Origin of the sequence: Bradyrhizobium sp. 190 (genome assembly GCF_023073415.1) — a bacterium.
Classification (GTDB): Bacteria; Pseudomonadota; Alphaproteobacteria; order Rhizobiales; family Xanthobacteraceae; genus Bradyrhizobium.
Genome location: NZ_JADPJL010000060.1, coordinates 145,734 through 171,216, shown reverse-complemented (window position 1 = coordinate 171,216; position 25,483 = coordinate 145,734). Strand labels below are relative to the sequence as shown.

24 protein-coding genes and 1 riboswitch are annotated in these 25,483 nt (G+C 63.0%); of the genes, 7 read left to right on the top strand and 17 right to left on the bottom strand.

Annotated elements, in window-relative coordinates; genetic code table 11:
• Positions 1-226 precede the first annotated feature (226 nt).
• The 3 genes from IVB22_RS28235 (at position 227) to IVB22_RS28225 (ending at position 5,213) form a co-directional block, all read left to right on the top strand.
• Positions 227-1,852, top strand: a complete 1,626-nt coding sequence (locus IVB22_RS28235) for a hypothetical protein (protein WP_247520438.1) — start codon at positions 227-229, stop codon at positions 1,850-1,852.
• A gap of 129 nt (positions 1,853-1,981) precedes the next feature.
• On the top strand, positions 1,982-3,316 hold the full coding sequence (locus IVB22_RS28230) for a YCF48-related protein (protein WP_247520437.1): 1,335 nt from the start codon (positions 1,982-1,984) through the stop codon (positions 3,314-3,316).
• A 61-nt stretch (positions 3,317-3,377) separates the two neighbouring features.
• Positions 3,378-5,213 carry a ferritin-like protein gene (locus IVB22_RS28225; RefSeq protein ID WP_247520436.1) on the top strand — a complete coding sequence of 612 codons (1,836 nt, stop codon included), beginning with the start codon at positions 3,378-3,380 and terminating at the stop codon, positions 5,211-5,213.
• Between the two features lie 28 nt (positions 5,214-5,241).
• Here the strand turns inward: IVB22_RS28225 and IVB22_RS28220 are convergent, their stop codons facing one another.
• The 4 genes from IVB22_RS28220 to IVB22_RS28205 all read right to left on the bottom strand — a co-directional run bounded on the left by IVB22_RS28220 (position 5,242) and on the right by IVB22_RS28205 (position 8,603).
• Complete coding sequence (locus tag IVB22_RS28220) at positions 5,242-5,448, bottom strand: hypothetical protein (protein WP_247520435.1); 207 nt, start codon at positions 5,446-5,448, stop codon at positions 5,242-5,244.
• A gap of 257 nt (positions 5,449-5,705) precedes the next feature.
• Positions 5,706-6,704: an SIS domain-containing protein gene (locus IVB22_RS28215; protein ID WP_247520574.1), complete on the bottom strand. Its 999-nt coding sequence runs from the start codon at positions 6,702-6,704 to the stop codon at positions 5,706-5,708.
• Between the two features lie 11 nt (positions 6,705-6,715).
• On the bottom strand, positions 6,716-7,660 hold the full coding sequence (locus tag IVB22_RS28210) for an N-acetylmuramic acid 6-phosphate etherase (protein WP_247520434.1): 945 nt from the start codon (positions 7,658-7,660) through the stop codon (positions 6,716-6,718).
• A 19-nt stretch (positions 7,661-7,679) separates the two neighbouring features.
• Positions 7,680-8,603 (bottom strand): BadF/BadG/BcrA/BcrD ATPase family protein, encoded by a 924-nt coding sequence (locus IVB22_RS28205; RefSeq protein WP_247520433.1) that lies wholly within the window; start codon positions 8,601-8,603, stop codon positions 7,680-7,682.
• A 116-nt stretch (positions 8,604-8,719) separates the two neighbouring features.
• Between IVB22_RS28205 and nagA the strand changes: the two genes are divergently transcribed.
• Positions 8,720-9,901 carry an N-acetylglucosamine-6-phosphate deacetylase gene (nagA, locus tag IVB22_RS28200; protein WP_374207716.1) on the top strand — a complete coding sequence of 394 codons (1,182 nt, stop codon included), beginning with the start codon at positions 8,720-8,722 and terminating at the stop codon, positions 9,899-9,901.
• On the top strand, positions 9,902-10,279 hold the full coding sequence (locus IVB22_RS28195) for a hypothetical protein (protein WP_374207703.1): 378 nt from the start codon (positions 9,902-9,904) through the stop codon (positions 10,277-10,279).
• A 409-nt stretch (positions 10,280-10,688) separates the two neighbouring features.
• On the opposite strand, the gene IVB22_RS28190 is transcribed toward IVB22_RS28195, so the two are convergent.
• From IVB22_RS28190 to cobU, 11 genes are all read right to left on the bottom strand, one after another.
• Positions 10,689-10,937: a response regulator transcription factor gene (locus IVB22_RS28190; protein WP_276576923.1), complete on the bottom strand. Its 249-nt coding sequence runs from the start codon at positions 10,935-10,937 to the stop codon at positions 10,689-10,691.
• The gene (locus IVB22_RS28185; protein ID WP_247520431.1) at positions 10,937-11,614 is read right to left on the bottom strand and encodes a hypothetical protein; all 678 of its coding nucleotides are present in this window, start codon (positions 11,612-11,614) and stop codon (positions 10,937-10,939) included. The genes IVB22_RS28190 and IVB22_RS28185 overlap by 1 nt, the downstream gene beginning before the upstream one ends.
• A gap of 47 nt (positions 11,615-11,661) precedes the next feature.
• Positions 11,662-12,099, bottom strand: coding sequence for a hypothetical protein (locus IVB22_RS28180; RefSeq protein WP_247520430.1), 438 nt, complete (start codon positions 12,097-12,099; stop codon positions 11,662-11,664).
• A 197-nt stretch (positions 12,100-12,296) separates the two neighbouring features.
• Positions 12,297-12,824, bottom strand: a complete 528-nt coding sequence (locus IVB22_RS28175; RefSeq protein WP_374207702.1) for a cytochrome c — start codon at positions 12,822-12,824, stop codon at positions 12,297-12,299.
• A 56-nt stretch (positions 12,825-12,880) separates the two neighbouring features.
• On the bottom strand, positions 12,881-14,005 hold the full coding sequence (locus IVB22_RS28170; protein WP_247520429.1) for an acetylserotonin O-methyltransferase: 1,125 nt from the start codon (positions 14,003-14,005) through the stop codon (positions 12,881-12,883).
• 145 nt (positions 14,006-14,150) lie between these two features.
• Positions 14,151-14,396: a DUF1127 domain-containing protein gene (locus IVB22_RS28165; protein ID WP_247520428.1), complete on the bottom strand. Its 246-nt coding sequence runs from the start codon at positions 14,394-14,396 to the stop codon at positions 14,151-14,153.
• Between the two features lie 424 nt (positions 14,397-14,820).
• The gene (locus IVB22_RS28160) at positions 14,821-16,278 is read right to left on the bottom strand and encodes a PLP-dependent aminotransferase family protein (protein WP_247520427.1); all 1,458 of its coding nucleotides are present in this window, start codon (positions 16,276-16,278) and stop codon (positions 14,821-14,823) included.
• 730 nt (positions 16,279-17,008) lie between these two features.
• Positions 17,009-18,211, bottom strand: a complete 1,203-nt coding sequence (locus IVB22_RS28155) for a site-specific integrase (RefSeq protein WP_247520426.1) — start codon at positions 18,209-18,211, stop codon at positions 17,009-17,011.
• Positions 18,212-19,136: 925 nt separating this feature from the next.
• Positions 19,137-19,769, bottom strand: a complete 633-nt coding sequence (bluB, locus tag IVB22_RS28150) for a 5,6-dimethylbenzimidazole synthase (RefSeq protein ID WP_247520425.1) — start codon at positions 19,767-19,769, stop codon at positions 19,137-19,139.
• Positions 19,769-20,560, bottom strand: coding sequence for an adenosylcobinamide-GDP ribazoletransferase (gene cobS, locus IVB22_RS28145; RefSeq protein ID WP_247520424.1), 792 nt, complete (start codon positions 20,558-20,560; stop codon positions 19,769-19,771). The genes bluB and cobS overlap by 1 nt, the downstream gene beginning before the upstream one ends.
• The gene (cobU, locus tag IVB22_RS28140) at positions 20,557-21,060 is read right to left on the bottom strand and encodes a bifunctional adenosylcobinamide kinase/adenosylcobinamide-phosphate guanylyltransferase (protein WP_247512659.1); all 504 of its coding nucleotides are present in this window, start codon (positions 21,058-21,060) and stop codon (positions 20,557-20,559) included. Before cobU ends, cobS begins: the two co-directional genes overlap by 4 nt.
• A gap of 125 nt (positions 21,061-21,185) precedes the next feature.
• On the opposite strand from cobU, the gene cbiB reads away from it, so the two are divergent.
• A complete protein-coding gene (cbiB, locus tag IVB22_RS28135; protein ID WP_247520423.1) occupies positions 21,186-22,127 on the top strand; it encodes an adenosylcobinamide-phosphate synthase CbiB in 942 nt (313 codons plus the stop codon).
• An 11-nt stretch (positions 22,128-22,138) separates the two neighbouring features.
• Entirely contained in the window at positions 22,139-23,095 is a 957-nt protein-coding gene (gene cobD, locus IVB22_RS28130; RefSeq protein ID WP_247520422.1) for a threonine-phosphate decarboxylase CobD, read from the top strand.
• A gap of 10 nt (positions 23,096-23,105) precedes the next feature.
• On the opposite strand, the gene IVB22_RS28125 is transcribed toward cobD, so the two are convergent.
• Both IVB22_RS28125 and cobO read right to left on the bottom strand, forming a co-directional pair.
• Entirely contained in the window at positions 23,106-24,554 is a 1,449-nt protein-coding gene (locus IVB22_RS28125) for a cobyric acid synthase (protein ID WP_247520421.1), read from the bottom strand.
• 4 nt (positions 24,555-24,558) lie between these two features.
• Positions 24,559-25,212 (bottom strand): cob(I)yrinic acid a,c-diamide adenosyltransferase, encoded by a 654-nt coding sequence (gene cobO, locus IVB22_RS28120; RefSeq protein WP_247520572.1) that lies wholly within the window; start codon positions 25,210-25,212, stop codon positions 24,559-24,561.
• Positions 25,213-25,255: 43 nt separating this feature from the next.
• A riboswitch (cobalamin riboswitch) is annotated at positions 25,256-25,474 on the top strand.
• Positions 25,475-25,483 lie beyond the last annotated feature (9 nt).

Below are 25,483 nucleotides of genomic sequence, written 5' to 3'. Positions count from 1 at the left end.
CAGTGAGTAGATCGGATCAACCTCTGTACGCGCCATGTCGAAGCGAAATCGATCGTAGCAAAGTTGGCCGGTTGAGCGAATTTGCCAACCCGCCAATCTGTGCAGGTCCGACGCGCAAGCCGCATTGAAGGAAAGTGCCGGCGACGATCACGTCTCATCGGAAACTCCGTTCGGCTTGAGGCGCGCCTGCTGCACGAGACGAACATCAATTTGAGGGAGGGGCCATATGACTATCAATTACATCGCCAATGACCCGGCCGTTGCCGCCATTCCGGCCCAGTCGATAGCCGCGTCGCCGAACAGGCCCGCGGGCCAGATGACATTCAATGTCACGAGCTTGCCACCCGAGCAGGTCTACAGCCTGGGAACCAACGAGTTCGTGGCGTGGCAGGCGAGGGAAGCCGCGTTCCGCACGCTTGAGACGTTCGAGAATTTCGCCGGCCCCCTGCGGGGCTGGACCGGCAGGCCCGCCAAGCTCAAGCTCGACCTTATTCCGAACGAAGGGGTGGACCTCAACGCCTTCTATAACCGCAGCAGCGTGTCGTTCTTTTCCTTTCCGCTCGGCGGTGGCAGGACGGTGTTCTCAGGCGCCAGCGCCGACGTGGTGGCCCATGAGGTCGGCCATGCCATCCTGGATGCACTGCGTCCCGATCTCTGGGACGTCGACATGTTCGAGGTCCCGGCATTTCACGAAGGGTTTGGCGATTGCATCGCCATCATGGCCGCGCTCGCCGACCAAAACATCCGGACGGCTCTGCTCGCTGCCAGTCCGCAGCTCAACACGCCGAATTTCGTCGAAGGCACGGCGGAGGAGCTGTCGCTCGCCATTGGCACGGCAGTCAGCCCGACTCACAACGCGGCGCAGCCTCGACGCGCCATGAACGCGTTCAAGTGGGTGCTGCCGCAGAGCCTGCCCGACGACGGCAATCCAGGTGTCCTCATCAACGAGATCCACAGTTTCGGTCAGCTCACGAGCGGATGCTACTACCAGCTCATCCGCGAGATTTTCCAGGCCGGGCCGGGCGGAGAGGCGGGCCTTCTGCAGGCCTGCCAGGTTGCCACGCGCCTCCTGGCGCAGGCGGTGGCCGAGGCGCCGATCCGCCCGCGTTTCCTCGAGACCGTCGGACGCACGATGATCCTCGCCGATAAGAATCTGTTCGGCGGCGCGAGCGAGGCTCACATCCGCACGGCCTTCGGGCACCACGGCATCACGCTCAGCGTGACGAACTTCCTGGCGCCGCGCATGGCCCTGACGCCGGCGTCCACGAAGAAGAGCAAGACCGCGGGCAAGGGCGCGAACCTCGCGTCGCTCAGCGCGCCGGCCAAGCGTCTCCTGAACGATGTGCTCGAAGTCGCTCCGAAGGGGAAGCTCACCCGTTCAGCCTTCACAGTGGCCGGCCCCGACACCGCTCAAATGACGACTTATCGCGCCGTGGACTTGTCCGGGCTGTCCGAACAACTGACCAACGTGAAGAGCTATAACCCATATTCCGCGCTGGTCGGGTTGAGTGGCGGGGCGCCGGCTGTTCTCGGGGCTGTTGATCCTGCTGCTGTCATATCCAACGAGGTGCGCAGCTACGTGGCTACGCTCCTCCGGCGTGCCCAAGTGGATCTCACGCCGCCTGGAAAAGCGAAGCCCGCAGCGAAGGCCGCATCACCGGGCGCGACCGCCAAAAAGAAGAAGGCGGCCAAGGCGGCACGCAAGGGCCGCAAGAAGAGGGGCGCTGGGTACCTGTCGGAAAAGGGTCGGGCGACGCACGTCCTGCGACTTCAGGGCAAGGAAGTGGTGCTCGAGCGGATCGGCTTTGCGTGCGGTTGCCATCCGCTGCGTTGGCGGTTTGCCGGTGGTTGAGCGGGGCGGCGCATTCCGCTTCCTCGCTCCGCGGTCCTTCCGACAGACCCCTTGACCGGAGACGGCCGGGTGCGTTCGGACGGGGATGCGGTCGAAAGGCGGGGCCATCACCATCACGAGGAGCGTAGTATGACAACGTTCGAAGGATTTTCCTGGCGCCGGACCAAGGCCCCGGGCTCGACGGAGCCGGGATACAGAACGGACGATGTCTTCTTTATCGATGCTTCGACCGGGTGGGCGGTCAACAGCGCCGGCAGCATCATCAAGACGAGCGATGGTGGCAGCAGCTGGGTCACGCAGGCCGAGTTCGAGGACGTGTACCTGCGCTCCGTCGGGTTCGCCAATGCGAACGTCGGATGGGTCGGCACGCTGACCTTGACGCATCGGCTGCTGCACACCACCGACGGAGGCGCAAGCTGGCGGCTCGTCAACAATCTGCCGCCGGGCTCGCCGCCGGCGATCTGCGGCCTCAGCGTGGTCGATGCGAACACCGTCTACGGGTCGGGAACGAACTTTCCCGACCGCCCGGCGGCGATCGTCAAGACCACGGATGGTGGCGCGACTTGGACCGCGATCAACATGTCCGCGCACGCGGCGATCCTGGTCGACATCTATTTCAAGAATGCCATGGAGGGATGGGTGGTCGGCGGCCGCGACGACGTCGGCCAACCGATGGCCCGGCGCAAGCGGGATGATGTCGAGCCCGTTGTGCTGCACACCGTCGACGGCGGCGTCACCTGGACCGATCGCCTTGAACCGATCAGGCGGCTGCTGCCGCGTGGAGAGTGGGGTTGGAAAATCCAGGCCCTCGACGCTCAGACAATGTTCGTCTCGCTCGAGAACCTGCTCGATGGGGCAATTCTGCGCAGCGACGATGGCGGGCTCAACTGGCAGCGCATTCGCATCAACGATCGTCAGCGCAACAGCAACCTGGAAGGCGTTGGCTTCGTCGACCGCGATCGCGGCTGGGTTGGTGGCTGGGGCGACATCGACTTCGTCGGCGGGTTCACGAGCGCCACGGCCGACGGTGGCGCAACCTGGGACGACGCCAATAAGATTGGATTTCGTCTCAACCGCTTCCGCTTCATCGGCAATCCGGTCACGGTCGGCTATGCGAGTGGCGACACCGTTTACAAGTTCACCGACGAGCCCGCCCCGGCAGGAATGGTCGCAGGCGCCGTGGCGGCGGCCGCCGCGGAAAGGCGCATGCTGGACGGCCGCGCAGTGTCGATCGACGTCGATGTCCCGAACGGCGCGCGACGGCTGAAGGTCAACGTCTGGGACCGGTTCGGCCGTCATCTGCACGTGCTCGCCGACGAGATCGCGCCGCAGCCGGGCGCTAGACGCCTGACATGGGACTTCCGCGATGTCGAGGGCGAGCTGCAGTCCGCCGGCGCCTACATTCTGCGCGTCAGCATCGACGGCAAGTCCACGAGTCATATCGCCTATCGGACGGATCGCTAGGGCAGATCGAAAAGCCGGTGTCCGCCCAGCCGGGGTAACTGGCCAAATGGAGAAACGCCACATGACGGTTCGGAACGTGAACCTGGCGGTGTTCCGCCGCGTCCCCTTTGGTCCCGCTTCGGCAGTTTCGGCCGGCGCGCATGCGGCGGTCGGCGCGGGCGTGGTGGCGCCGGGCCCTGGCGGTGCCGCGCCGCTCCTGCTCGGGCCGCGAATGCGGCCGCGCGACGAGACGATATTCTGGCTGTCGGCGGCCGCCGAGATCGAGCACGCGCTGATGGTCCAGTACCTGTTCGCGGCCTATTCGATCGACCCGGCTTCCCTCCCGGCTGAGAATGACGTCAGGCGGCTTGCGACCGAGATCAGGAACACGCTCCTGCAGATCGCCCGCGAGGAAATGGGCCACTTCATCTCCGTGCAGAACCTGCTGCACGCGGTCGGCGGCGCGCTGCACTTCAGCCGGCAGTTTTCTCCGTTCGAGTTCGCCGTCCAGCCGTTCGGTTATCGCCTGGAACCGGCGACGCTGGATTCGCTTGCCAAGTACGTCATCGCCGAGAGTCCGAACCGGCCGGTCTCCGAACTGGTCCTGCGGCCCGACCCGGCGCAGGACGCCGCCATCAAGCAGAAGCTTGTCGACGACATCGCTCCGAGAGCCGAGCGCAGCAACGGCGGGAACCCGCTGTTTCACGTCGGCGCGCTGTTCGCGCGCCTGCATGAGCTGTTCAAGTCTGGGCTCGATGACACGGACTTCCGGCCGGGCCGGAGCGGCTTGCAGGCGACGTGGCGCGACTGGGGTTATGAGGCGCCGCCCGGTACGGCCGGCAAGATCGTGCTGGTGGAGCAGCTCTCGGCGGTCAGCGCGATCGATCTGCGCAGGGACGCGGCGGCTGCGATCGCGGCGATCGGCGATCAGGGCGAGGCATTCGACGCGCCGGTGGCCGATGGCGACGAGTCGCACTTCGAGCGTTTCCTGAGCCTTTATGAGAAGCTGGAGCAGGCCGAGACGGCGCTCGGCCGGCCGCTCGCGCTCCCCGTCGTGACGAATCCGGCCACGATGCCGCTGCCCGCTCCGGGAGGGCATATCACGCATGCGCGCGCGTTGCGCTGGGCGTACCTCTTCAATCTGCGCTATCGGCTGCTGCTCGATTGCCTGCATCATTCGCTGCTGAGCGACGTTGCGAGCTACGAGACGTCGGGTGCGCAAATGGGCGATCGCACCCCGAAGGGGATGCTGCAGCTGTGGACTTTTGGCGAGATGCGCCGCCTCAAGGTCATCGCCGAGAAGCTCGTCGAGCTCCCCGCAGGGGCCGCGCCGGCCTCACGCGCCGGACCGCCGTTCGAGCTGCCCTATTCGATGCGGATGCCGCATATCGATGCCGACCGCTGGACCATGCATGCCGACGTGTTCGCGATGGCAGCCGAGTTCATTTCCCGGGAGATGCTGGTGGATGGGGAGACCGGCGCCGACTTTCTTGCCGCCGTGGCGGACGCAGATCGCGCGGCAGCGCGCATCGCGACCGCGCTTGCCCGCGGCGAGGCGCTGCCGCCCGGCACCCATGCGACGGACTTCGCCAAGGTCACCCGGATTCTCGACGAGTCCGTGCGGGGATTTACGTTCCGCTCGCCGCACGGCCCGTTCTGGCGCAACTCCATCCACGCGGAGATGATCGACAGCGGGCGCGTGGTGCCGGGCGATCCGGATGGGTCGAACCTGCTGAACCGGATTGCGCTCGGCCAGGCCGAAGCAGGCAGCATGCCGAAGGAGAGACCGCGGATCGCTCACGAACGCGTGGCGTATGTGCGCGACTGGATCGCGCGCGGAGCGCCCGACAGCGATCCACCGGGCATGGTCGGCTTGATGGGTGAGCCGTTGCCGCCGCGCGAGCCGGCCGGATCTTGAAGCGGCGCTGCTCCGATCGAGCGCCGGATTAGCGCTTGATGAAGGACTTCCGCTTTTCGATCAGCCTGCCGCCCGACTCGCCGCGTTTCTTGACGAGCACGTGCGTCTGCCCGGGCCCGAGCGGGACGTCCGGATCCTCGCTTTCGACCACCTGTCCATGCTTCCGGAGCGACTTGAGCAGGGCCTCCTTCTCGGCCTCGTCCTGCGGCTCGGAGTGCGTTGGCTTCTTTCCCATGTCGGAATCTCCTGCTGATCGGGACGTCGCCGGCAATTTATGCACGGCCGCCACCCCGCTGCTTCTGACCATAAAATAGTGCCTTGCATGCCAAAACGCGAGGGGCCGTCGAGGCTAGGCGTCCGCCGCCAGAATGGACCTGATCCGTGACAGGTTTTCGGCTGCGGCCGCCAGTTGACGGGGTGACGTCGAATTCTCGGCAAGAGCCGCTGCGACCTTTGCCAGCTTTCGGCCGCCGGCCAGCGAACAGTCAGCTGTCAAAACGTCTCGGTAATCTTGCTCAGGCGAGGGGGGCGATCCGGGTCAAATCCGCAGGCGCGCGCCGCCTGTTCGATCATCCGATAGGCCGGAACGAGCATGGTGATCGGGTCGGTGGCGGGGTCATCCTCGGCCAGCCAGGGCAGCGAGCCATGCGGTCCGCCGCATAGATGCAGCGCGATCTTTTGCTCGCGCAATTCTTCTGCCAGCGCGTCCACCGTGGCCGCCGTTTCATCCATGAGGCGCATCATGACGACCGGCGTGCGCGATGACAACGCGGCGCGCGGCCCATGCTGCAGTTCGGCGGCGCTCAGACCAATGGAAGGTAGGCGCAGGATTTCCGAAAGTTTGAGCGCGATCTCCCGCGCCGAGCCTAGGCCCAAGCCCCGCGCCGCCACAAACACAGCTGACGCCTTGGCGAGATCACCGGCAATCTCGGACCAGTCGAGCGCCAGCGCGCGATGCAGCCGCTCGGGTAGCCTGTCGAGGGCTGACCGCAGCGCACGATCTTCCGCCAGTTCGGCAACAAGTCCGGCGCCAGCGGCCATCGAGCCGATAACGGTCTTGGTCGCCGCTACGGAGTACTCTCTGCCGGCTTCGATCGGAACGACGAACTCCGCTTCGTCGGCCACCGGCGACGACGTCACATTGACGATGGCGATAGTGCGGGCGCCCGCAGCGCGCGCCGACCTGGTCGCCGCGATAAGATCCGGGCTGCGTCCGGATTGCGAGATCACGATGAACAGCGCATGGCGCAGCATCAAGGGCGTGCGAAATGCCGTGATCACCGAAGGAGCACTGGCTGAAACGGGAAGGCGAAGCCGCGTCTCGACAAGGTATCTTAAGAAAACCCCGGCATGCCCAGAGCTTCCCCGGCCGCACACGACGCACAGCGGGGCGGAGCCAATCCCAAGTCGCTGTGCGATATCGCGCGTGGCGGGGCGGTTACGAACAATTTTGGCGACAACATCCGCGCTCTCCCCGATTTCGCTCGCCATCGCGGATGTCGTCACGGCTCAACCGCTCCGCCTTGCCTGCCTGCCGCGGCTCCCTTGGGATGCCGGTCACGATCCTTGGCGAGCTCGGCAAACACGCGCCGAAGATTGCCGTCACAGTTTTTTAGAATGGTCTCGGCATCAACCCTGTCGAAACCCAACGCCAGAAGACCTGCCGTCTTGATGTCTCCCTCGGCCTGCTCAAGCGAGCGTGCCGCGTGCGAAGGATCACAGCGCGCGATTTGCGCTACCATGGCCTCGGCGCGCCGCTTCAGCTTGGCATTGGTCGGCTGCATGTTCACCATCATGCCGCGGTACACCCGGCCAAGGCGCAGCATGATCCCCGAGGAGATCAGGTTAAGCACAATCTTCTGCGCGGTGCCCGCCTTCATCCGCGTGGAGCCGGCGATGAGCTCGCGGCCGGTCTCGATCAATATCGGAAACTTTGCCGACGCCAGCAGCACGGTGCCGGGATTGTTTGCAACACCGATCGTCACAGCACCGAAAGAGCCTGCCTGCTGCAGCGCCGCGACCGTGAATGGCGTTGTCCCGCTGGCGGCAACGGCGATCACCACGTCGTGTTGTGTGAGCCGCGCGGCATTGATCTGCGTGACCGCATCGTCGACATCATCCTCCGCACCCTCGATGCTGGCGACGAACGCGCTGTCTCCGCCGGCGACGATGAAGCGGACGCGCTCGCTGGGCCAGGCGAAGGTCGGCGTCAACTCGGCGCCGTCCTGGACCGCCACGCGGGCCGAGGTGCCGGCGCCGACATACACAATGCGTCCGTGATCACCCAGCCCCGCTTTGGCTGCTTCAGTCGCCGCAGTGATCTCGGGAAGGGCATGGCCGATCGCCGCGACTGCCGCGAGCTGGCCCTCCCACATGGCTTCCATCGCTGACGTCAGCGACCATGCATCAAGATCGGCAAAGCGGGGATCGACTTCTTCGGTGGCCATATAGTTGATCCATGCGCCATCAAACGCGGAACTTTGAAGCCTGTTCATGGTCAGTTTCTTTCTTGGGCAGGTCAAGCCGCCCTCGCGCCACCAGTAACGCCCCGGCGGCCGCGTCGGCGTCAGGGCACTTCAAGCGGGCGCGCAGGTCAGGCGTCAGCCAGGGCGTAATGGCATCCGCGAGCCCGCCTACCAGTGAGAGCCGGTTAATTCCTCTCGTCAGGAACAAATCAAGCAGATCACCAATGGCATCGGCCGCGCGTTCGACAATGCGACGGCCGACCGGATCGCCCTGATTGGCGTGCCGCATCACAATCGGCGCGAACGCAGCGTAGTCTGTGGCCCTGGCTTCTTCAGACCAGGCCACCGCCTGATAAGGATCATGATCGAATGCGCCCAGCACCTCTGAAAGCAATGGAGTCAGCTCGCCGCGCCGATCCGCGGCCCGCAGTGCCAGTCGAACAACCTGCAGGCCGATGTCGGCACCGCTGCCTTCGTCCGACACGGGGAAGCCGTAACCAGCGAGACGGATTTCGCGGCCGTCGATCAGGCCGACACCCACCGAGCCTGTGCCGGCTACCACGATGGCCCCGTCCGCGCCGCTATGGGCGCCGAGACAGGCCGCCAGGCCGTCGCTGATGAAGATGACGGACGCAAAGGGATGCGTGACCTTGTTGAGCGCCGCTTCCGCGCCCCGGCGGCCAAGACCGGCCAGGCCAATTCCGGCGTGCATCCGCGCGAAATCCTCGCGCGTCAGTCCGGCCTGTGCGGCTGCCGCTTCAGTGGCCTCCATGATGGACCGCCAGGTCTTCTCGAAGCCAATCCGCGTCGTGGCGGGCCCTGAGCTCGCCGCACCGAGTACCCTGCCGTTTTCGTCCTCGATCCGGGCGCGGCAGCGGGTTCCGCCGCCATCAATGCCGAGATACGTGGTACCTTTTGTTCCCATGGAAAGTTAACGCGAAGGTTTCGCTCCGGGTCCTCCAAAGCTTCTTCGTGTACATAAGAAGTCTTGTTGAGGACTCGTCTCACGAGTCCGTGACTGCCATTCTCGGATCAATACAGATGGGCCACGCTGGTTCTTGCTCTCTCACGATTGCTGCGCAGCACATCTTTGACGGTGCCGACATGCGCGGGCCGGGGTCGGTCAGGATCTCGCAGGGGCGGATTGAAAGCATCACCTTCGGCGAGCCGGAGGCGCGCGCCTCAATCCACGCTCCCGCAGACGCGATCCTTGCACCCGGATTTATCGACATCCAGGTGAACGGAGGCGGGGGCGTTCTTCTCAACGACCAGCCAACGGAGGCTGGCGTTCGACGCATCGTTGAGGCGCACCGCAAGGAGGGGACCACGGGCTGCTTGCCGACCCTCATCACCGATCGCAGCGAGGTCATCGAGCGATTGGCTACAGTCGCCCAGGCTTGTCTGAAGATTCCCGGCGTTCTCGGCTTTCATCTGGAAGGACCGGCCCTCAACAGGTCTCGCAAGGGCATTCATCCGGAAGCCGAGATACGCGTGCCCGATAGGCGCGATCTCGCCGCGATCAAAAGTTTTGGGAGCTGCGGCCGCTCCATTGTGACCTTGGCCCCGGAATGCGTGCCCGCGTCCATGATCGATGAATTGATCGGGGCCGGATTGTGTATCGCGGCCGGCCACAGCGACGCCACCGCAGCCGAAATCGGGCAGGCGGTCGATCGCGGTGTCTTGGGGGTGACCCATCTGTTCAATGCCATGTCGCAGTTGAACGCCCGTGAGCCGGGCTTGGTGGGCGCCGCGCTGGGGGATGACCGGCTGTTTGCAGGGATCATCTGCGACGGCATCCACGTTGACCGCGCCGGTTTGCGTGTTGCCTTTCGCTGCAAGGGGCGCGATCGATTGATGCTGGTCACCGATGCCATGCCATTGACGGGCACGAACGAGCGGCAATTCATGCTGCAGGGAAGGCAGATCACGTTGCACGAAAATCGCCTGACCGGCCCCGATGGCACGCTCGCGGGCGCTCACCTCACCATGATCGAGGCGGTGCGCAATGCGGTCGCGCTGCTCGGAATCTCCCTTGTCGATGCCCTCATCATGGCCTCTCGGACGCCCGCGGCATTTCTGGGCCTTGAGTCCGAGCTTGGACGGATCGCGCCCGGATATCGCGCGGACCTTGTCGCCTTCAATCCGAACTTTGAAGTCGTCGGCACATGGATCGGCGGTGCCGGTTCGATGGGCGGCGCGAGCGAGGCTTTTCAACGAGGTTAGATGCGCAACCATCCCATCATCGTGCAAGAATATGGCGGTGTCTGTCTTGAAACACCGGCGAAAATTCGAGCGATTCGCGCGCGTGAGGAACTTGATCGTGGGCGCGTTGTGGTGCTGGCAGGATTTCAGGGCGTGAACCCGGCGACCAGGGAAATTACGACGCTCGGCCGAGGCGGCAACGACACCATGGCCGTTGCAATGGCTGCGCCGCTGAAAGCCGAGCGCTGTGAAATCATCAAAGAGGACGACGGAATTTGTTCGGCCGATCCGCGCATCGTGCTGGATGCGAAGCCCCTGCGGCGAGCGGATCGATTTACCGGTGGGACCGGCAGATCGCAGTTGCATAGTCGGAAGGTGGTAGGCAAAAGGCCCTGTTGAAGCGATTTGGCTTTTTATCGCGCGATTACCACCAAGAATCCGCGAGAATGTTTCCAACGCCAATCGACGATCACAGGATGAGCCCGATGATCAAGATCCTGCTGGGAGTGCTGACGTTCCATAGACTGACGCGCTTGCCGCTATCGCGTAACCAGCTTCACTGCCGCCAGTCGCGCTTGGCGCGATAGAGCAGTCAGATCGCGGCGATGAACACAAGGACAATCCAGCCATACGACGGCCCCAGCGAGTGGCGTAGCCACAGGCCTGCGCCGATGATGGCAATGATCAATTGAAATGTGCGTCATTAAACTTCACTGGCTTTGCTTTCGTTGTTTGGGTTGGGTGTATTTCGGGTCACAGTAGATCTGCATCAGCAGGGTGATGACGCCGTACCAGAACAGCACCGACATCAGATGCTGCCGTCGTCGGCGTGCAACTGCGGCAGGCGCTGCACGGCGAGCAGGGCTTCAAGACGGTTGCGCACATTGAGCTTGTCGAGCAGCACGCTCATGTAGTTCTTGACGGTTTTCTCGGCGAGATTGAGCGCCGCCGCGATCTCCTTGTTGGTCTTGCCGCGCAGCAGGAGCCGCGCGATCTGCTTTTCGCGGTAGCCCAGTTCAACCGACATCGCGTCGGCAACGGTCGCTGGATGATTCATCAGATGCTGCCATCGTCACGCTTGACGGGACGGCTCGCCGGTTGGGTCGGCGCAGGCTTGGCCCCGAACGGTTGCGTCGATGGCGCGCGGCCATAGGGCTGCGTGGCGCCGCCGCCATGGGGCTGCGTCGATGACGTGGCAGGCGGGGAAACCGTGGTGATGCAGTTGGTAAAACTGCCAACGGCCTCGCGACTGCCAATCATGCCGGTCGTCCATGGCTGTTCGCTGCCTTCGCTGAAACCGAGCGTCATGCGATTCGCGCCCGCAAACAGCCGGAAGAAGTTGAGCAGGAAGTCGCTCGCGATGCCGAACTCGACATAGCTAAGCCCGCTCTGTGTGACCATCCCGGTCGCCGTTGCCGTGAACGGCTGGCTGTTGTCGAAGGTCATGTAGACCGGGATTGTGATGTCCTTCGGAATGCGCCAGCTCGTCTTGAACACATGCACGAGGACATGCTGGTCGCCCTTGATGAACTTCACCATCAGCGTTCCCTCGATGATTCCGTTCTGGCCGAAGTCGGACTGCATGCCGCACAGTGGCGTGCCGTTATGGGTCGTGGTGACGAACGTCTTCCAGTATCCACTGCGGTGCAGGTAACGCAGATCATTTGTGGCAGAGGCCGGTGCGGTAGATGCGAGGACGGATGCCGCAATGATCGCGGCGATAGATCGTTTCATGATTTTCGTTTACTCCGTTGGTCCAAAGATCAGGCGCAAAACCCACCCTATTCCAAGCGACATCCGAGGGGGGCCGACGAGGTGGATGACGGCGATCCGGCGTTGGGCACTGGGTGATAGCCGTCGATGAACGGCGAGCCGTCGTATTCGCTGACCGAGATTTCCGGGATCTCGACACCGTAGTTCGCCGCTGAACTACTGGTTCGGATATCGCACGACAGAATGGCCGCTGGGCCGTCCGCCGCCTGACGAAAAAAGCATTTGCTCGCTGGAAAAATTGTGCGGCTCGCAGGGAAATGGTGCGCAGCAGCCAGCAGACTGCACAATCCCAGCAGTGTGTGATAGAATGGGCCGGTGGAGAATTCTTGCGGTTCTACGCCATTTATTTGTTTTTTCGCGCCAAGCCCGACATAGTCGGAAAGCGCGAGGGGGACGGGCCTAGTCCAAATGGCGCGCCGCCCATGGCAGCGCGTCCGCGATGCCATCCCCGTACAACCACGGGAGCGTGTCTGGAAAAACGTCGGCTTCCGTCTTGCCAGACCACCAGAATGCCATCAGGTCCTCGCGGTTGGGCCGCGCAGTCGGCGCGTCAATCCGGGCGCGGCGTCATTCTCAGACATTGGCGCGCGAACCCGCCACGATCGCTAAACAAATGCGGAGTATTGTTTGGATCAGACCCAGACTACTTGGCCGCAGTCGCTGCGGTTTCGCCCGGTGGCACAATCCGGAACATGAAGGTCGAAACCTTTTCCCCGGGTTTGAATGGACCGGGAATCTGGTTGCTGACCGGGTTCAAACTTTGGAGAAAAGCCGCGATCGCCATGGCGTCATCCGCTGTGAGTGTCGCATAAGCGTGCCAAGGCATAATCGGCGCCAGGATGCGGCCGTCCGGCCGTTCACCGACCTGTATCGCCTTCACGATCTGCTCTCGGGTCCAATTACCGATGCCGGTCTTTTTGTCGGGTGTGATATTCGGGCCCACAAAGACACCTTGACCCGGAATCTCGAAGCCTACATCCGAGCCGCCGAGAAAGCGTGACATGTCGGGATTCCCGAAGAAGTATCCCGGCGTGTGGCAGTCGTTGCAGCCGCCGAGCGTGACGAGATATTTGCCGCGCGTGATCTGTGAATCGTCAGCCATGGCCGCGAACGCTTGAAACGCGATAACTGACGCGGTCACGAATGCAAGACGAACTGAAATCCGCAACATGATTTACCTCCCTGGCTTCGATTGCTTGGTTCCCCCTCTGCACTCAGCTTTGCGCCTTACGGTTTGCGGCCGATCACGGCGCCGTTCGCGGCGGGTGCGTCGAACCAGACCGTCTCGATGTGCCGGAAGCCGGCTTCCTCGAGCCACGCCGAATATTCGGTCGGCGTGTAGTTTCGTCCTTCCGTCTCGATCAGCATGTTGAGGCTCATCAGCGCGGCCGGCGCCGGCCCGGTCTTTTCGTCATTGACGAGAAGCTCGCTGATGACGACTGCGCCGCCGCTCGGCAAAGCCTCGAAAGACCGGCGCAGCAGCGCGCGGTTCTTCGCCTCGTCCCAATCGTGCAGGATCATCGACAGGAGATGCACGTCGTGATCCTCGGGAAGCTGTTCGAAGAAGTTGCCGCCGGCGGTCTCGATGCGGTCGGTCAAGCCGGCCTCGGTAATTTTTCCCGCGGCGATCGCGGCCACATGCGGCAGATCAAATACGGTCGCGCGCAGCTCCCCATACAGTTTGCAAAGCTCGATGTCGTACGCGCCCGATCCGCCGCCGATGTCCAGAAGGCGGCGGAAATGATTGAGATCCACGGCTTCGCCGAGCTTGCGCGCGGTCATCGTGGAGACCGAATGCATCGCCTCCCAGAAGAGTGCCAGCATCGTCGGATCCTCGCCGTCGAACATCGACGATTGCGCTGCCGGGTCCCACGTGGTTGGCCGGTTCGTGCGCAGCGCTTCGGTAAGTTTGCCCCAGCCCGCGTAGAGCCGCTTGTCGGCCATCTGCACGAAGCCACCGAAGTAATACGGCTTCCCGCGCACGAGAAAAGCTTCGCTTAAGGGCGTATTGCGATAACGGCCGTCCGTTTTCTCCAGAAGCCCGAGTGCAGCGCAGCCGGTCAACAGCATCTCGGCCGGGCGTGGATGCAGACCGAGCGCTTCCGCCAGCTCCGCAACCGTGGTGCCGGCGCCGCCTGCAAGATGACTGAACAGGCCCTCCTCGTGTGCTGCAGCCAGGGTCTTGAAAGCCCAGAAGCCGGTCGAAAGCGCCATTAGCGGGACGGCGGAAGGAAGCTCCTGCGTGGTGACGATCGGTTGATCGGCCGCGCGCAGCCTTGTCTCGCCCGAGATCGAACCGGGCTGGCGGGCAAGCGTTGTCCTGTGCGCAGCAGCGCGCTGATGGTTGGGCATAGTGCTCTCCTCAGGTGTTGACGGCTAATTCGCAGCTCTTAAGCCGCGCGGTGGTCTTCAGCACAAATCCACGTAGTCCCTTTCCGCCGAGGCAACGGTAAGGAGACTATAGGACCGATAGAAGTGCCATTCATTTTCACGGACGTCATTTCCAGAACGGCTTGGCTGCTTCGGCCATGGCTTCTGGCCGCGTCTTGCCGATGTCCTTGAGAAAGTGGTCATCGAGTTCAGCCAAGGCTTGTCGCTGCCGCGACCGCTCCGAACACTGGGCACACCAGTGCAGGAAACGAAATCCCCATCCAGGTCCACGATGGCTGGATGCCGCGGCTTCCTTCCGACTGAATGCCGCGGCTTCCCTCAGACTCGTGAGTGAATTGACAATAGCGGACATGATAAGTTTCTCCTGATACGCAGAAGTTGCACGGATAAAACTATCGGCAGTCGCTGGCGTGTGAGCTTGTTCACTTCTCACGCGGTCGTGCGATGACAGTAGTCAAGGTGCTTGCGGTCTCAACGCGAGCGGCCGTCGTCGTGGCAGGCCCATACCCGCACGGTCGCATCGCGCTCCGCGTAGCTCGCCGTCTGGTCAAAATCGGCGCAGCTGGGCTAACGCTGCGCGCATCAGCGGCCCAAGGTTAGAAAGCGAAGCGGTATGGTGGAAGGTCCAATCTGCGGATAATCAATCAGTCCAATTCAGGCGGCGCCTCGCGACTGTTGATCGGATTAAGGCGGCGCGCTTTGTCGATCGGGGATGCGCTCAGAATGTAACGTGCAATGGTACTTTCGCCGCGTGCCGTCGCCTCAAGCGACATCGCTCATGCCGCTTTCGGGCGTCGAGACGTACGTTCATCGAAGCATCTGCGCAGCCGCCTCAGCCCTTCGGCAATCCGCGCCGTCTCGATCGCGCCATATCCCAGGATGATGCCGGCCGGAGGCTTTCTGTCCACCTGACAGCGCGACATCGTATCAACCGCAACGTCGAGATCAAAGGCCCGTGATACAATCGCATCGATATGATCAACCGACGCGCCTCGCGCGCAAGCGGTGATGTGCAGGCCGGTGCTCGATGGAACAAGGTCGAGGTAATCGCTGAAGTTCCTCTTGATCTCCGCGGTCAGCGTCTCATGCCGTTCGCTATAGATGCGGCTCACCCTGCGAATATGGCGCGCAAACGTACCCTCGTCGATAAACTGCGCCAGCGCGCTCTGCGTTATTGTCGCTGTATGCCAATCGGTGACGAACTTGGCCTTGTGCGCCGCCTCTCGCAGTGACGGCGGCACGACCATGAAGGCCAGCCGGAGAGTCGGCAGCAATGTCTTTGAGAACGTGCCGACATACACAACGCGGCCGGCGGTATCGATGGTTTGAAGCGGCTCGAGCGGACGTCCGCCGAAGCGAAACTCGCTGTCGTAGTCGTCCTCCACGACAACCGCGTTGTTGCGCTCGGCCCAGGCAAGCAGCGCACGTCGACGCGACAGGCTCATGGCCACGCCGAGGGGAAACTGATGCGACGGCGTTACGTAGACCGCCCTGGCCTTGGCCGGCAGCGCCTCCACGACGAGACCTTCGCTATCGACCGGCACCCCGATCACGCGCGCGCCCAGCGCCTTGAGCAACTCCTTTGGAGGCCGATAGCCCGGATCCTCCATCGCAACGACATCGCCGGGCTCGAGAAGCACGCGAGCGATGATGTCGAGCGCCTGGTGGGTGCCATTCGTCACGATGACGTCGTCGGGCGATCCGGAAACGCTTCGTGAGATACCGATGTGGCGAGCGATCGCCGCGCGCAGGTCCCAATTGCCGGCTGGATTCTCGTAGACGCCTGCCGCCATCTCGCGCGAGCGCAGCGCACGGGCGACGACCCGCCGCCAGCCTCGGTGCGGAAATAGCGAAGCGTCCGGAAGCCCGGTTCTGAAGTCGAAACGCGCCGTGCGGTCAAAGCCCGTCGGAAGCCGAATCGTCTCCCAAACGCCACGCACCCGAACCGCGCGGGCAGTCGATCGCCTTGTTTTCGACGCCGGACGTTTTGCCTCGAACTGATGGCTGACGAACGTCCCGGCGCCCGTATGGGATGTCGCGAATCCTTCCGCGAGAAGGCTTTCATACGCGACTGTCACCGTCGATCGCGAAACCGCCAGCGCGGCAGCCAGTTCCCGCGTGGGCGATAGCCGCTCCCCGGGCCGGAGGCGGCCGTCCAGAATTGCCTGCCGGATCTGACGATAGATTTCGCCACTGAGGTCGGTTCGACCAACAAGACTGACGTGAAAAGCCACAATCCTGGTCCATCTTCCTTTGCAATGGACCGGCAACCCTGCACAAAGGTGAACGTTCCATCATACCGCTTCACAGATGTGGAGACGGCAACCGAAGGTTCCTTGAGCGTGAAGCTTATCAGTCAAGGGCAAGGGCCGGTTGTTCGCGGAAAGCGTGGTCGTGGAACGCCCGCTTCTGGCGCAAGGCGGTCTATCGCGAAACATGGTCGACCGTTGACGGGCCGTACGATGAAGGAAGCGCAGGGCGCTATTCAGCCGAGTCGTGCGATAGCGCAGCCGAATCTACGATCGAGAATGACAAACCATGGTCGCGTCGAACGTGGAGCGGTCGTTTGATGATCGCTAAGGCAGAGCAACGAGCGACGATGGAATCGTGCCGCTGATTTGCCCGACGTGTCAAAATGTATTCGCGGGCAAAGCGTCCACGCCAGCGACCCTCTGCTACTTTGCATGGGGTTGTTTTCGATATTTTAGTTGGGAGCGGGCAGCGCGGCCCGCCTTCGCCCGATGGGCTACGGCGTGGCAGCCTTCGCCGGTAGCTTCCAGTCCGTCTTCGCTTTCGCTTCGCTCAAGCTACGCCGGACACCACGCTTCGCCCCTCAGGCCCCGCGCGGCTGCGCCACGCGTAGCCCGAAGGGCGAAGCGTGGTGGGCCCGGCAGGACTCGAACCTGCAACCAGACCGTTATGAGCGGTGGAAACTCGCTGTATTGCCACTAGAAGTGCCCATTTTCATTGAATTTTGACGACGTTCGTTTTCTTCTTTTCAGTTCGTTTCTGAGGCGAAGCTGAGGCGGTAGGCTTGGCCGTCATCTTGGCAACGGCATCCTTCAGGTGGTCTGGGTGGTGATGCCCGTACACACGCAATAACGTTTCGACGCTCATGCCGAGGTAGCCGGCGGCTTGCCATGGGTCGGTACCGTTCTGCATCAGCCACGTTGCGGCGGTGTGCCGTAGTGTATGCGGCGAAACGCCAGGCCCGAGCTTGGCCAGCGCCACCGCATGTTTGAACGCGGTCTTCACGGAAGATACACCTTCGCCGTTGAACTCGACAAAGTGCCGCGCAATAATCTTGCGCTCCTTCCAACGTCGCAGGTGTGCCAGGAGGCGCGGTGGGATCGGCATCGGCGGCTGCCGTTTGTTAGTCTCCCGCTTTCCCTGGGCGCGTCGGTAGTAGACGCCACGTTCAAGGTCAACAAAGGACCGCCCGATGGCCGCGGTCGGCGATGCTGACGCAATGGCGCCCGCGCGCGTCCCGCTATAGACCCCGATAAGGATGAACCGGGCGAGATGGCGGAGGGGCCGCTTGCTCGTTTCGATCTGCTGCCCTTTATTGGGGCCGCGATGCATAGTCTGTATCTCGCGGGCGCGCCAACACGTCCAGATTAGGTGGGCGGCTTCATCGCGAGTCAGCCATCGATCGCGGGCAGGGCCCTTCTTGGGAAGCGTGACCTTCACGATGCCACGGTGCAGCCCTTCCGCCGCATGGTTGGCGATGGCAGCCCTGAGATCCTCAAGATCTCGGCGTGCACCGCCCTTATTGCCGCGGTGTTGTTGGTACTCACGGCACTTGGTCCGGGTCACCTCCGACAACATGAGCTTTCCCCAAAACTCTTTGAGGCGCCCGATCCGATTGAGATACTTCTGAGCGTCGGAGTTCTCGACGTAAAGGTCGGGGCGGTCGTCAATGAAAATCGAAAGCACATCGGCGACGGGAATTTTCTCTAGGTCTTTTTCCTTGCGCGTCGGCGCGTATTTTTTTGCAATATAGTCCTTGAGGACTTGCTCAGCTCCTGCAACTTCGCGTTCAGCGCATCCAGTGGCGAAATATCCCGTGCCGTCCCGGATGACCCAAGTGGCTTGATGGGTGAGTTTTCCGGCCCTGTAGCGGGCTGGTCTGAGGTGGAGTCGGGCACCCTTACTTCTACGCGGCATCGGCCACGCATCCTTTCAATTTCATTGAGAGTCGTAAACGCTTTGCCTGCAATAATCTCGACTGTAAGCCGCCCCCGCTTGGCTTCTCGTCTCAGGCTGCTTTCCGAAATGCTCTGATCCGGAAAGGCGATTGCAGCTGCCACGGACAGCCTCAGCGGTGTATCGGGTCCTACATTCTCGGATGTTAGCGCTGGTTTGCGCAAGGGTCATCTCACAAATGATTCAAGCGAGCAAGCGGCCTGTGCGTAACGTTCCGCGAATGCGTTTGCGCGAGGCGCCGTGTTTGCTCAGGGGCCCCTATCGCATTGCCCAGCGATTCCCGGCTGAAAATCGGTGCGGCTTTGCGATTGTCGATTTTTATGAATCAACTCAAACGCCTTTTTGCTCGTCGATCAATTGCAAGCAGTAGAAAGTTGCGACCTCATAACCCCAGGTCAGCAAAGTGGGATTCATTTCGTATGGCTTGGCGCAGTTAGAGCGACGCGATCATATTTTTGTAATCAATGCCATTTCCATCGTCGCTCCCGAGGAATTCTCGGATTATCCGCGCGTTGCGGCCCAATGATGGATTGGAGCGAGAGTTCAAGTTTTTCAATTGGTTAGAAGACGGAGTGTGCATGACGTGTGCACCGGGAGATCAAGAAAAATCGATTGATGGCAAATCTGAGCAGTTGTTCGAAGGTGTGACGAGGACGTCGGCGTAACTTTTGGCCACGCGGGCGGATAGGCTTGACTAGAGCGGAGCACTGGCGCGATCCAAAAAGCTGAATCCGCTCTTCGGAATGGAAAACGCCTTTAGGGGAGTGATCTGCTGGTTGAGCGTACGCAAAGAATCCGAATGATGGTCCGAGTCGCTTCCCGGGTACTACGTCCCTCCATCAATCCCTGAAAGCTCTCGTCTTGACCGATCGCTTCGGCGCAACGGCTAGCGTCGAATCGTAAATTCCTTCGACGCCCGCCGATATTCCCAGTTAGCTCTCTCAAGTGCGGGGCGATCGAACTCTGCCTGGGGATACCCAACGCAGAAGTAACCGATGAATTTCCAGGATTGGGGAACGTCGAGGCTCTCGTAGATGCGGGTTGGCGTCAGTATCGACACCCAGCCGAGCCCAATGCCTTCCGCGCGCGCGGCAAGCCACATCGCGCAGATCGCCGCAACGACGGAATATTCGATCGTTTCCGGCATCGTGGCGCGTCCAAGGCCGTGGCCGATATCGCTGGCCTTGTCCGCGAAGACGGCCAGGTGACCCGGTGCCTCCTCGAGACCCGAGAGCTTGAGCGCTGCATATCGCGCTGCGCGTTCGCCCGAATAGGACGCCAGGGCATCGGCATTGCAGGTCTTGAAGTCGTCGATCACGGCTCGGCGTCTTGCCCCGTCCTCGACGATGACGAACCGCCAGGGCTGGCTCAGCCCGACCGACGGGGACAGGCAAGCGATGTCTATCAACCGCTCCAGCGCGCCTTCGGGCAGCGGATCGGTCCTGAAGCGCCGCACGTCGCGCCGCCAGATGAAGAGCTCGCGCAACTGGCGGCGGAATTGATCGTCGAAAGCGACCATCAGAGTGGCAGGCTGGAGTGAAAGAGGGAGGTCGCTATCAGCAGGATGGCGGTTTCGCCAAGCTGTTCGAATGCGCCCAATATATCGCCGGTCTGCCCGCCGATCTGCTTGATCGCCAGGCGAGCCGTCATCAGCCCGATCAAGGCGAGCAGGGCCACGGCCAGGATCGCCTTGCCCGTCCCGAAGCCGAGGGCGAGGATCAGGGCGCCCAAGCCAAGCGCAATGGCGGCGCCTTGAGGCGTCGGCTGTCCGGCGCGAGCCGAAAGTCCGTCCGGCCGTGCCGGCGGCACAAACGCCATGAAGGTAGGCACGCCCGCGCGCGCAGCGGCATGTGCAAGCAGGAGTGCGATCATGACCGATCGCGGCGCGGCGATCGCTGCCAGCGCGCTCCAGCGCAGGATCAGCGAGATGAAGAGCGCGCAGGCCCCATACGTGCCGATCCGGCTGTCGCGCATGATCTCGAGCTTGCGCTCGCGCGTCCGGCCGCCGCCCAATCCGTCCACAGCGTCGGCAAGTCCGTCCTCGTGCAGCGCGCCGGTTACGATGACCGTACTTGCAAGCGCCAGCATCGCGGCCGGCCCCGATGTCAGGCCAACCGCGTAGGCGACGCCGTAGACAGCAGATCCAACGAGCCCCACCAGCAAGCCCGTGACCGGAAGCGACCAGGTTGCGCGCGTGACTTCGCCATCGTCCACGGCCGTGGACGGGCCGAAAGGAAGAATCGTGGCGAACGAAACACCGATCCTCAAGTCGGTGATGATGGTTCGGAGCTGCTCGACCCCAGGCATCACTTGACCTTCATCGGCAATCCCGCCACCACGAACTCGACCTCGTCGGCTACCGCGGCCACATTTTGGTTCAACAGGCCAGCGGCATCGCGAAAGGCACGCGCAAGCGCGTTATCCGGCACAATCCCGAGGCCGACCTCGTTGGTCACAAGGATCACGGGGCTGCGTTGTCGGCCGAGCGCAGCGGTGAGCAGGGCGGCTTCGTCCGACCAGTTGCGCTCGGCATGGAGGAGGTTGGATAGCCACAGCGTCAGGCAATCGACGAGCCGGGCACCGCTATGGTCCGTTTCAGTCAGTGCCTGCACCAGATCGAGCGGGGCCTCTCGCTCGATCCAGTCATTGCCTCGGCGCGCGCGGTGGCGGGCGATCCGCTCTTCCATCTCCGTATCGAGCGCTTCGGCGGTCGCAATGTAGATGGGGCGGCCAGGATAGGCTTGCGCACGCGCCTCGGCGCGCCGGCTTTTGCCGGAACGGGCGCCTCCCGTGATCAACACGATCGCCATTGAATTCTCCGTTCAGACCCGCACTAACCATCAATCGCCGGCAAAGACAAAGCCGAATTCTCCTCTCGGGGGGCTTGCGCTTCGCTGGAATTCTTGCGCATCAGGCGGGTAACAGGAGACAATGCGTGGACTTTGCCGGGGCAATAGCGGTAGCGATGACGGTGGACGCCGTGTTGGGGTGGCCCGGCGCACTGTTCGCGCGCATCGGCCATCCCGTGACCTGGATCGGTAAATTGATCAGCCTGCTTGATCGCAGCTGGAACCGGTCCGTCGACGCCCCGTCGATCCGCCGCATTGCAGGCGTCGCCGCTGCACTGTTGGTGATCGGGCTTTGCGCCGGAGGTGCCTGGATCGTGCAGGTTATGTTGGGGCCGGGCTGGAGCGGCGTTGTACTCATCGGCATTCTCGCATGGCCGATGATCGCGCTGCGCTCGCTTTATGACCATGTCACCGCGGTGGCGCGGCCGCTGCAATCGGGCGACATCGATGCTGCACGACTGGCGGTCGCGCAGATCGTGGGGCGCGATCCCGCAACGCTTGATGACGCGGGGATCGCGCGGGCAGCCATCGAGAGTCTTGCCGAAAATACATCTGACGGCATCGTGGCGCCGGTGTTCTGGGGCGCACTGTTCGGCCTGCCCGGCATCGTCGGCTACAAGGCCGTCAACACGCTCGACTCCATGATCGGCCATCGTTCCGAGCGTCATCTGTATTTTGGCTGGGCGGCCGCGCGAATCGACGATATCGCCAACTTCATTCCGGCGCGTCTCACCGGCTTCCTATTCGCGCTGGTCTCCTTGCGCGTCACGGATGCGCTGTCATGCATGGTACGGGACGCGAACCGCCATCGTTCGGTCAATGCCGGCTGGCCGGAAGCCGCGATGGCGGGCGCGCTCGGCGTCCGTCTGAGCGGGCCGCGCAGCTATCATGGCGGCGCGACCAATGAGCCCTGGCTGAACGACGGCGCGCGCGATCCGCTCGCTGCCGACGTCCGGCAAGGCTTGATGCTCTACATCCGCGCGATGCTGCTCCTCGGCGGGTTGCTCGTCGCACTGGCGTTGGCATGACGAGGGCGGCGATGCGCGAGCATGGTGGCAATCTCGATCAGGCCGTCCAGCGCTTCGGTGGACGCATGCAGGACTGGATTGATCTGTCGACCGGCATCAATCGTCAGCCCTATCCGATCGGCGAGATCGAGCCGCATTTCTGGAACGCCCTGCCATCGCGATCAGATCTTGAATCGCTACATGAAGCCGCACGGCAGGCCTATGCGACCAAGGCGCCGATTCTGGCGATGGGCGGCGCGCAGGCCGCGATCCAGCTCCTGCCGCGACTTGCGCCGTGCGGCCGGGCGCGCGTACTCGCGCCGACGTACAATGAATACGCCGCTGTCTTGTCGGCCGCCGGCTGGCATGTTGCAGAAGTCGCCAGTCTTGACGCGTTGGCGCGCGCCGATCTTGCTGTGGCCGTCAATCCCGACAGGCGACGCTATGACAAGGCTGAGTTGCTCGCGCTCTTGCCGCGCGTCGGTCGTCTCGTCATCGACGAAAGCTTTGCCGACGCCAGGCCAGAGCTATCGCTGGCGGCGGAGGCGGGACGACCCGGTCTCCTGATTCTGCGCTCGTTCGGAAAGTTCTATGGCCTCGCGGGGTTGCGCCTTGGCTTTGTGCTCGGCGCGGAAGAAGACATCGCCGCGCTATCGGCGATGGCGGGCCCGTGGCCGGTATCCGGTGCCGCGATTGCGGTCGGATGGCGCGCCTTGCGCGATCGCGCTTGGGCCAGTGCGACCGCGGCCCGTCTGGAAGCCGATTGCCTGCGGCTCGATGCCGCCGTGAAATCGCAGGGGTGGCGCCTTATCGGCGGCACGCCGCTGTTCCGTCTCTACGAGACCGGCGACGGGCGTGCCGCGCAGGCGCGGCTGGCCGGTGCGCGCATCTGGTCACGGATCTTCGAGCAAAGGCCGGGCTGGTTGCGGCTGGGGTTGCCAGGCGATGAATCGGAATGGACGCGGCTGGCCGAGGCTCTCTCGAGCTGACGTTTGGCGCTCAACGTGCGAGCGCGAGCAGCCCTTCGACATCGAGATGGGCCTCGATGTGATCGGCCAGCGCATCGAGCGCGCTCTCCACCCGCCCATGATACCGCTGGTTGGCAACCGGAATGTCCAATTGCCTGAGAAACGAGCTGCGGAAACTGTCGGACGTAAATAGGCCGTGCAGATAGCTGCCGCAGACACGTCCGTCGATTGAGACCGCGCCTTCCGGCGCGCCATGAAGCAGAGCGAATGGACGCGCACGGTCCGGCCCGTCCGTCTGACCGATATGAATCTCGTAGGCGTCGATCGGGTGCCTCGTTTCCGCGTGCTGCGCGGTCACGCGGGTGAGCGTCTTCTGCTCCGTCATCACCGTCGTCACGTTCAGAAGGCCGAGACCTGGCGTTTCGCCAGCCGGGCCCTCGATCCCTTCGGGATCGGCCACGCTCCGCCCGAGCATCTGGTAGCCGCCGCAGACGCCGAGCACATGACCGCCACGGCGGTGATGCGCGAGCAGATCGATGTCCCAGCCCTGCGCGCGCAGGAAGGCGAGATCGCCGCGCGTCGATTTCGAGCCGGGAATGATCACGAGCCTGACGTCGCCGGGAATGGCCTCTCCCGGGCGGACCATCACGAGGTCGACGCCGGACTCGAGCTTGAGCGGATCGAGATCATCGAAATTGGCGATCCGTGACAGCGCGAGAAACGCGATCTTGCATTGACCAGGTTTTCGCGCCTCACCGAGCCCCAGCGCATCTTCGGCCGGCAGTTCGCCGGCCCGGGTGAAGTAGGGCAGCACCCCAAAGCCGCGCCAGGATGTCCGGGCTTCGATCAGCCGATAGCCGTCGTCAAACAGTGTGGGATCGCCGCGGAATTTGTTGATCAGAAAACCCTGGACCATCGCGGCATCGTCCGCATTGATCACGGTCTTGATGCCGACGAGCTGCGCGATGACGCCGCCGCGGTCGATATCGCCAATCAGCACCACGGGAACGTCGGCTCTCCGGGCAAAGCCCATATTGGCGATGTCTGATTTGCGCAAGTTCACTTCGGCCGGGCTGCCGGCGCCTTCGACGAGCACGAAATCGGCGCGATCTTTCAGCCGCGCAAAGCTCTCGAGCACCGCGCCCATCAGCGAAGGTTTCAGGGATGCGTATTCGCGCGCGCGGGCCGTGGCGATGCGCTTGCCATGCACGATGATCTGGGCGCCGACATCAGTTTCCGGCTTCAAGAGGACCGGGTTCATATCGGTATGCGGCTCGACGCCGGCAGCCAACGCCTGCAACGCCTGCGCGCGGCCGATCTCGCCGCCATCGACAGTCACGGCTGCATTGTTCGACATGTTCTGCGGCTTGAATGGGAGCACGCGATAGCCGCGTCGCTTGGCGGCACGCGCGAGACCCGCGACGATGAGCGATTTACCCACGTCCGAGCCGGCTCCCTGGATCATCAATGCGCGCGCCATCGAATTAGAACTCGACGCCCGGCTGGGCCTTGACGCCAGAACGGAACGGATGTTTCACCAGCGTCATCTCGGTGACGAGATCGGCGATCTCGATCAACTCCTCCTTGGCATTGCGTCCGGTGAGAACGACATGCGTCATCGGCGGCTTCGAGGTCTTCAGGAAGTCGACGACCTCAGCTATGTCCAGGTAGTCATATCGAAGCGCGATGTTGATCTCGTCGAGCACGACCATGCGCAAGCGGGAATCCAGGATCAGTTGCTTCGCCTTGTCCCAGCCTGCCTTTGCGGCGGCGATATCGCGGGCGCGGTCCTGGGTTTCCCAGGTAAAGCCTTCTCCCATCGCATGGAACTGGCAGAGATCGCCGAAATGCCCGGTGAGCAGGCGTCGCTCGCCGGTATCCCAGGCGCCCTTGATGAACTGCACGACCGCACAGGGAAAGCCATGCGCGACACAGCGGACGATCATGCCGAAGGCGGAGGACGATTTTCCCTTTCCCGCGCCGGTATGGACGATGATCAGTCCCTTCTCAGTGCTCTTGGTCGCCATGATCTTGTCGCGGGCGAGCTTTTTCTTTGCCATTTTCGCCGCATGGCGGGCACCACTCGAAGCCTCGGAGGCCACGACGTCCTCGTCCTCGGCGGCATCCTGTTCAGTCATCATCTGACGTGGTCCTTCGGCTTGACAAGTAGCTAGCTTGGGCAAATGGTGGGCCTGCGTTGGTTCCTGTCCTATGACAGGCGAAGAGGGAATGCGATAGGGCTCAAATCGAGAGGTTTGGGTTCGAAAAGCAGCCGCCCCCGCGACCGTGACCGGAGAGATGCCCGAAGCCACTGCCCCGAACGGGGTCGGGAAGGCGGACATCGAAGGACAAAATCCTGCTCCGCAAGCCGGGAGACCTGCCCGCGCAACGTTTGAGACCGGCGGACGG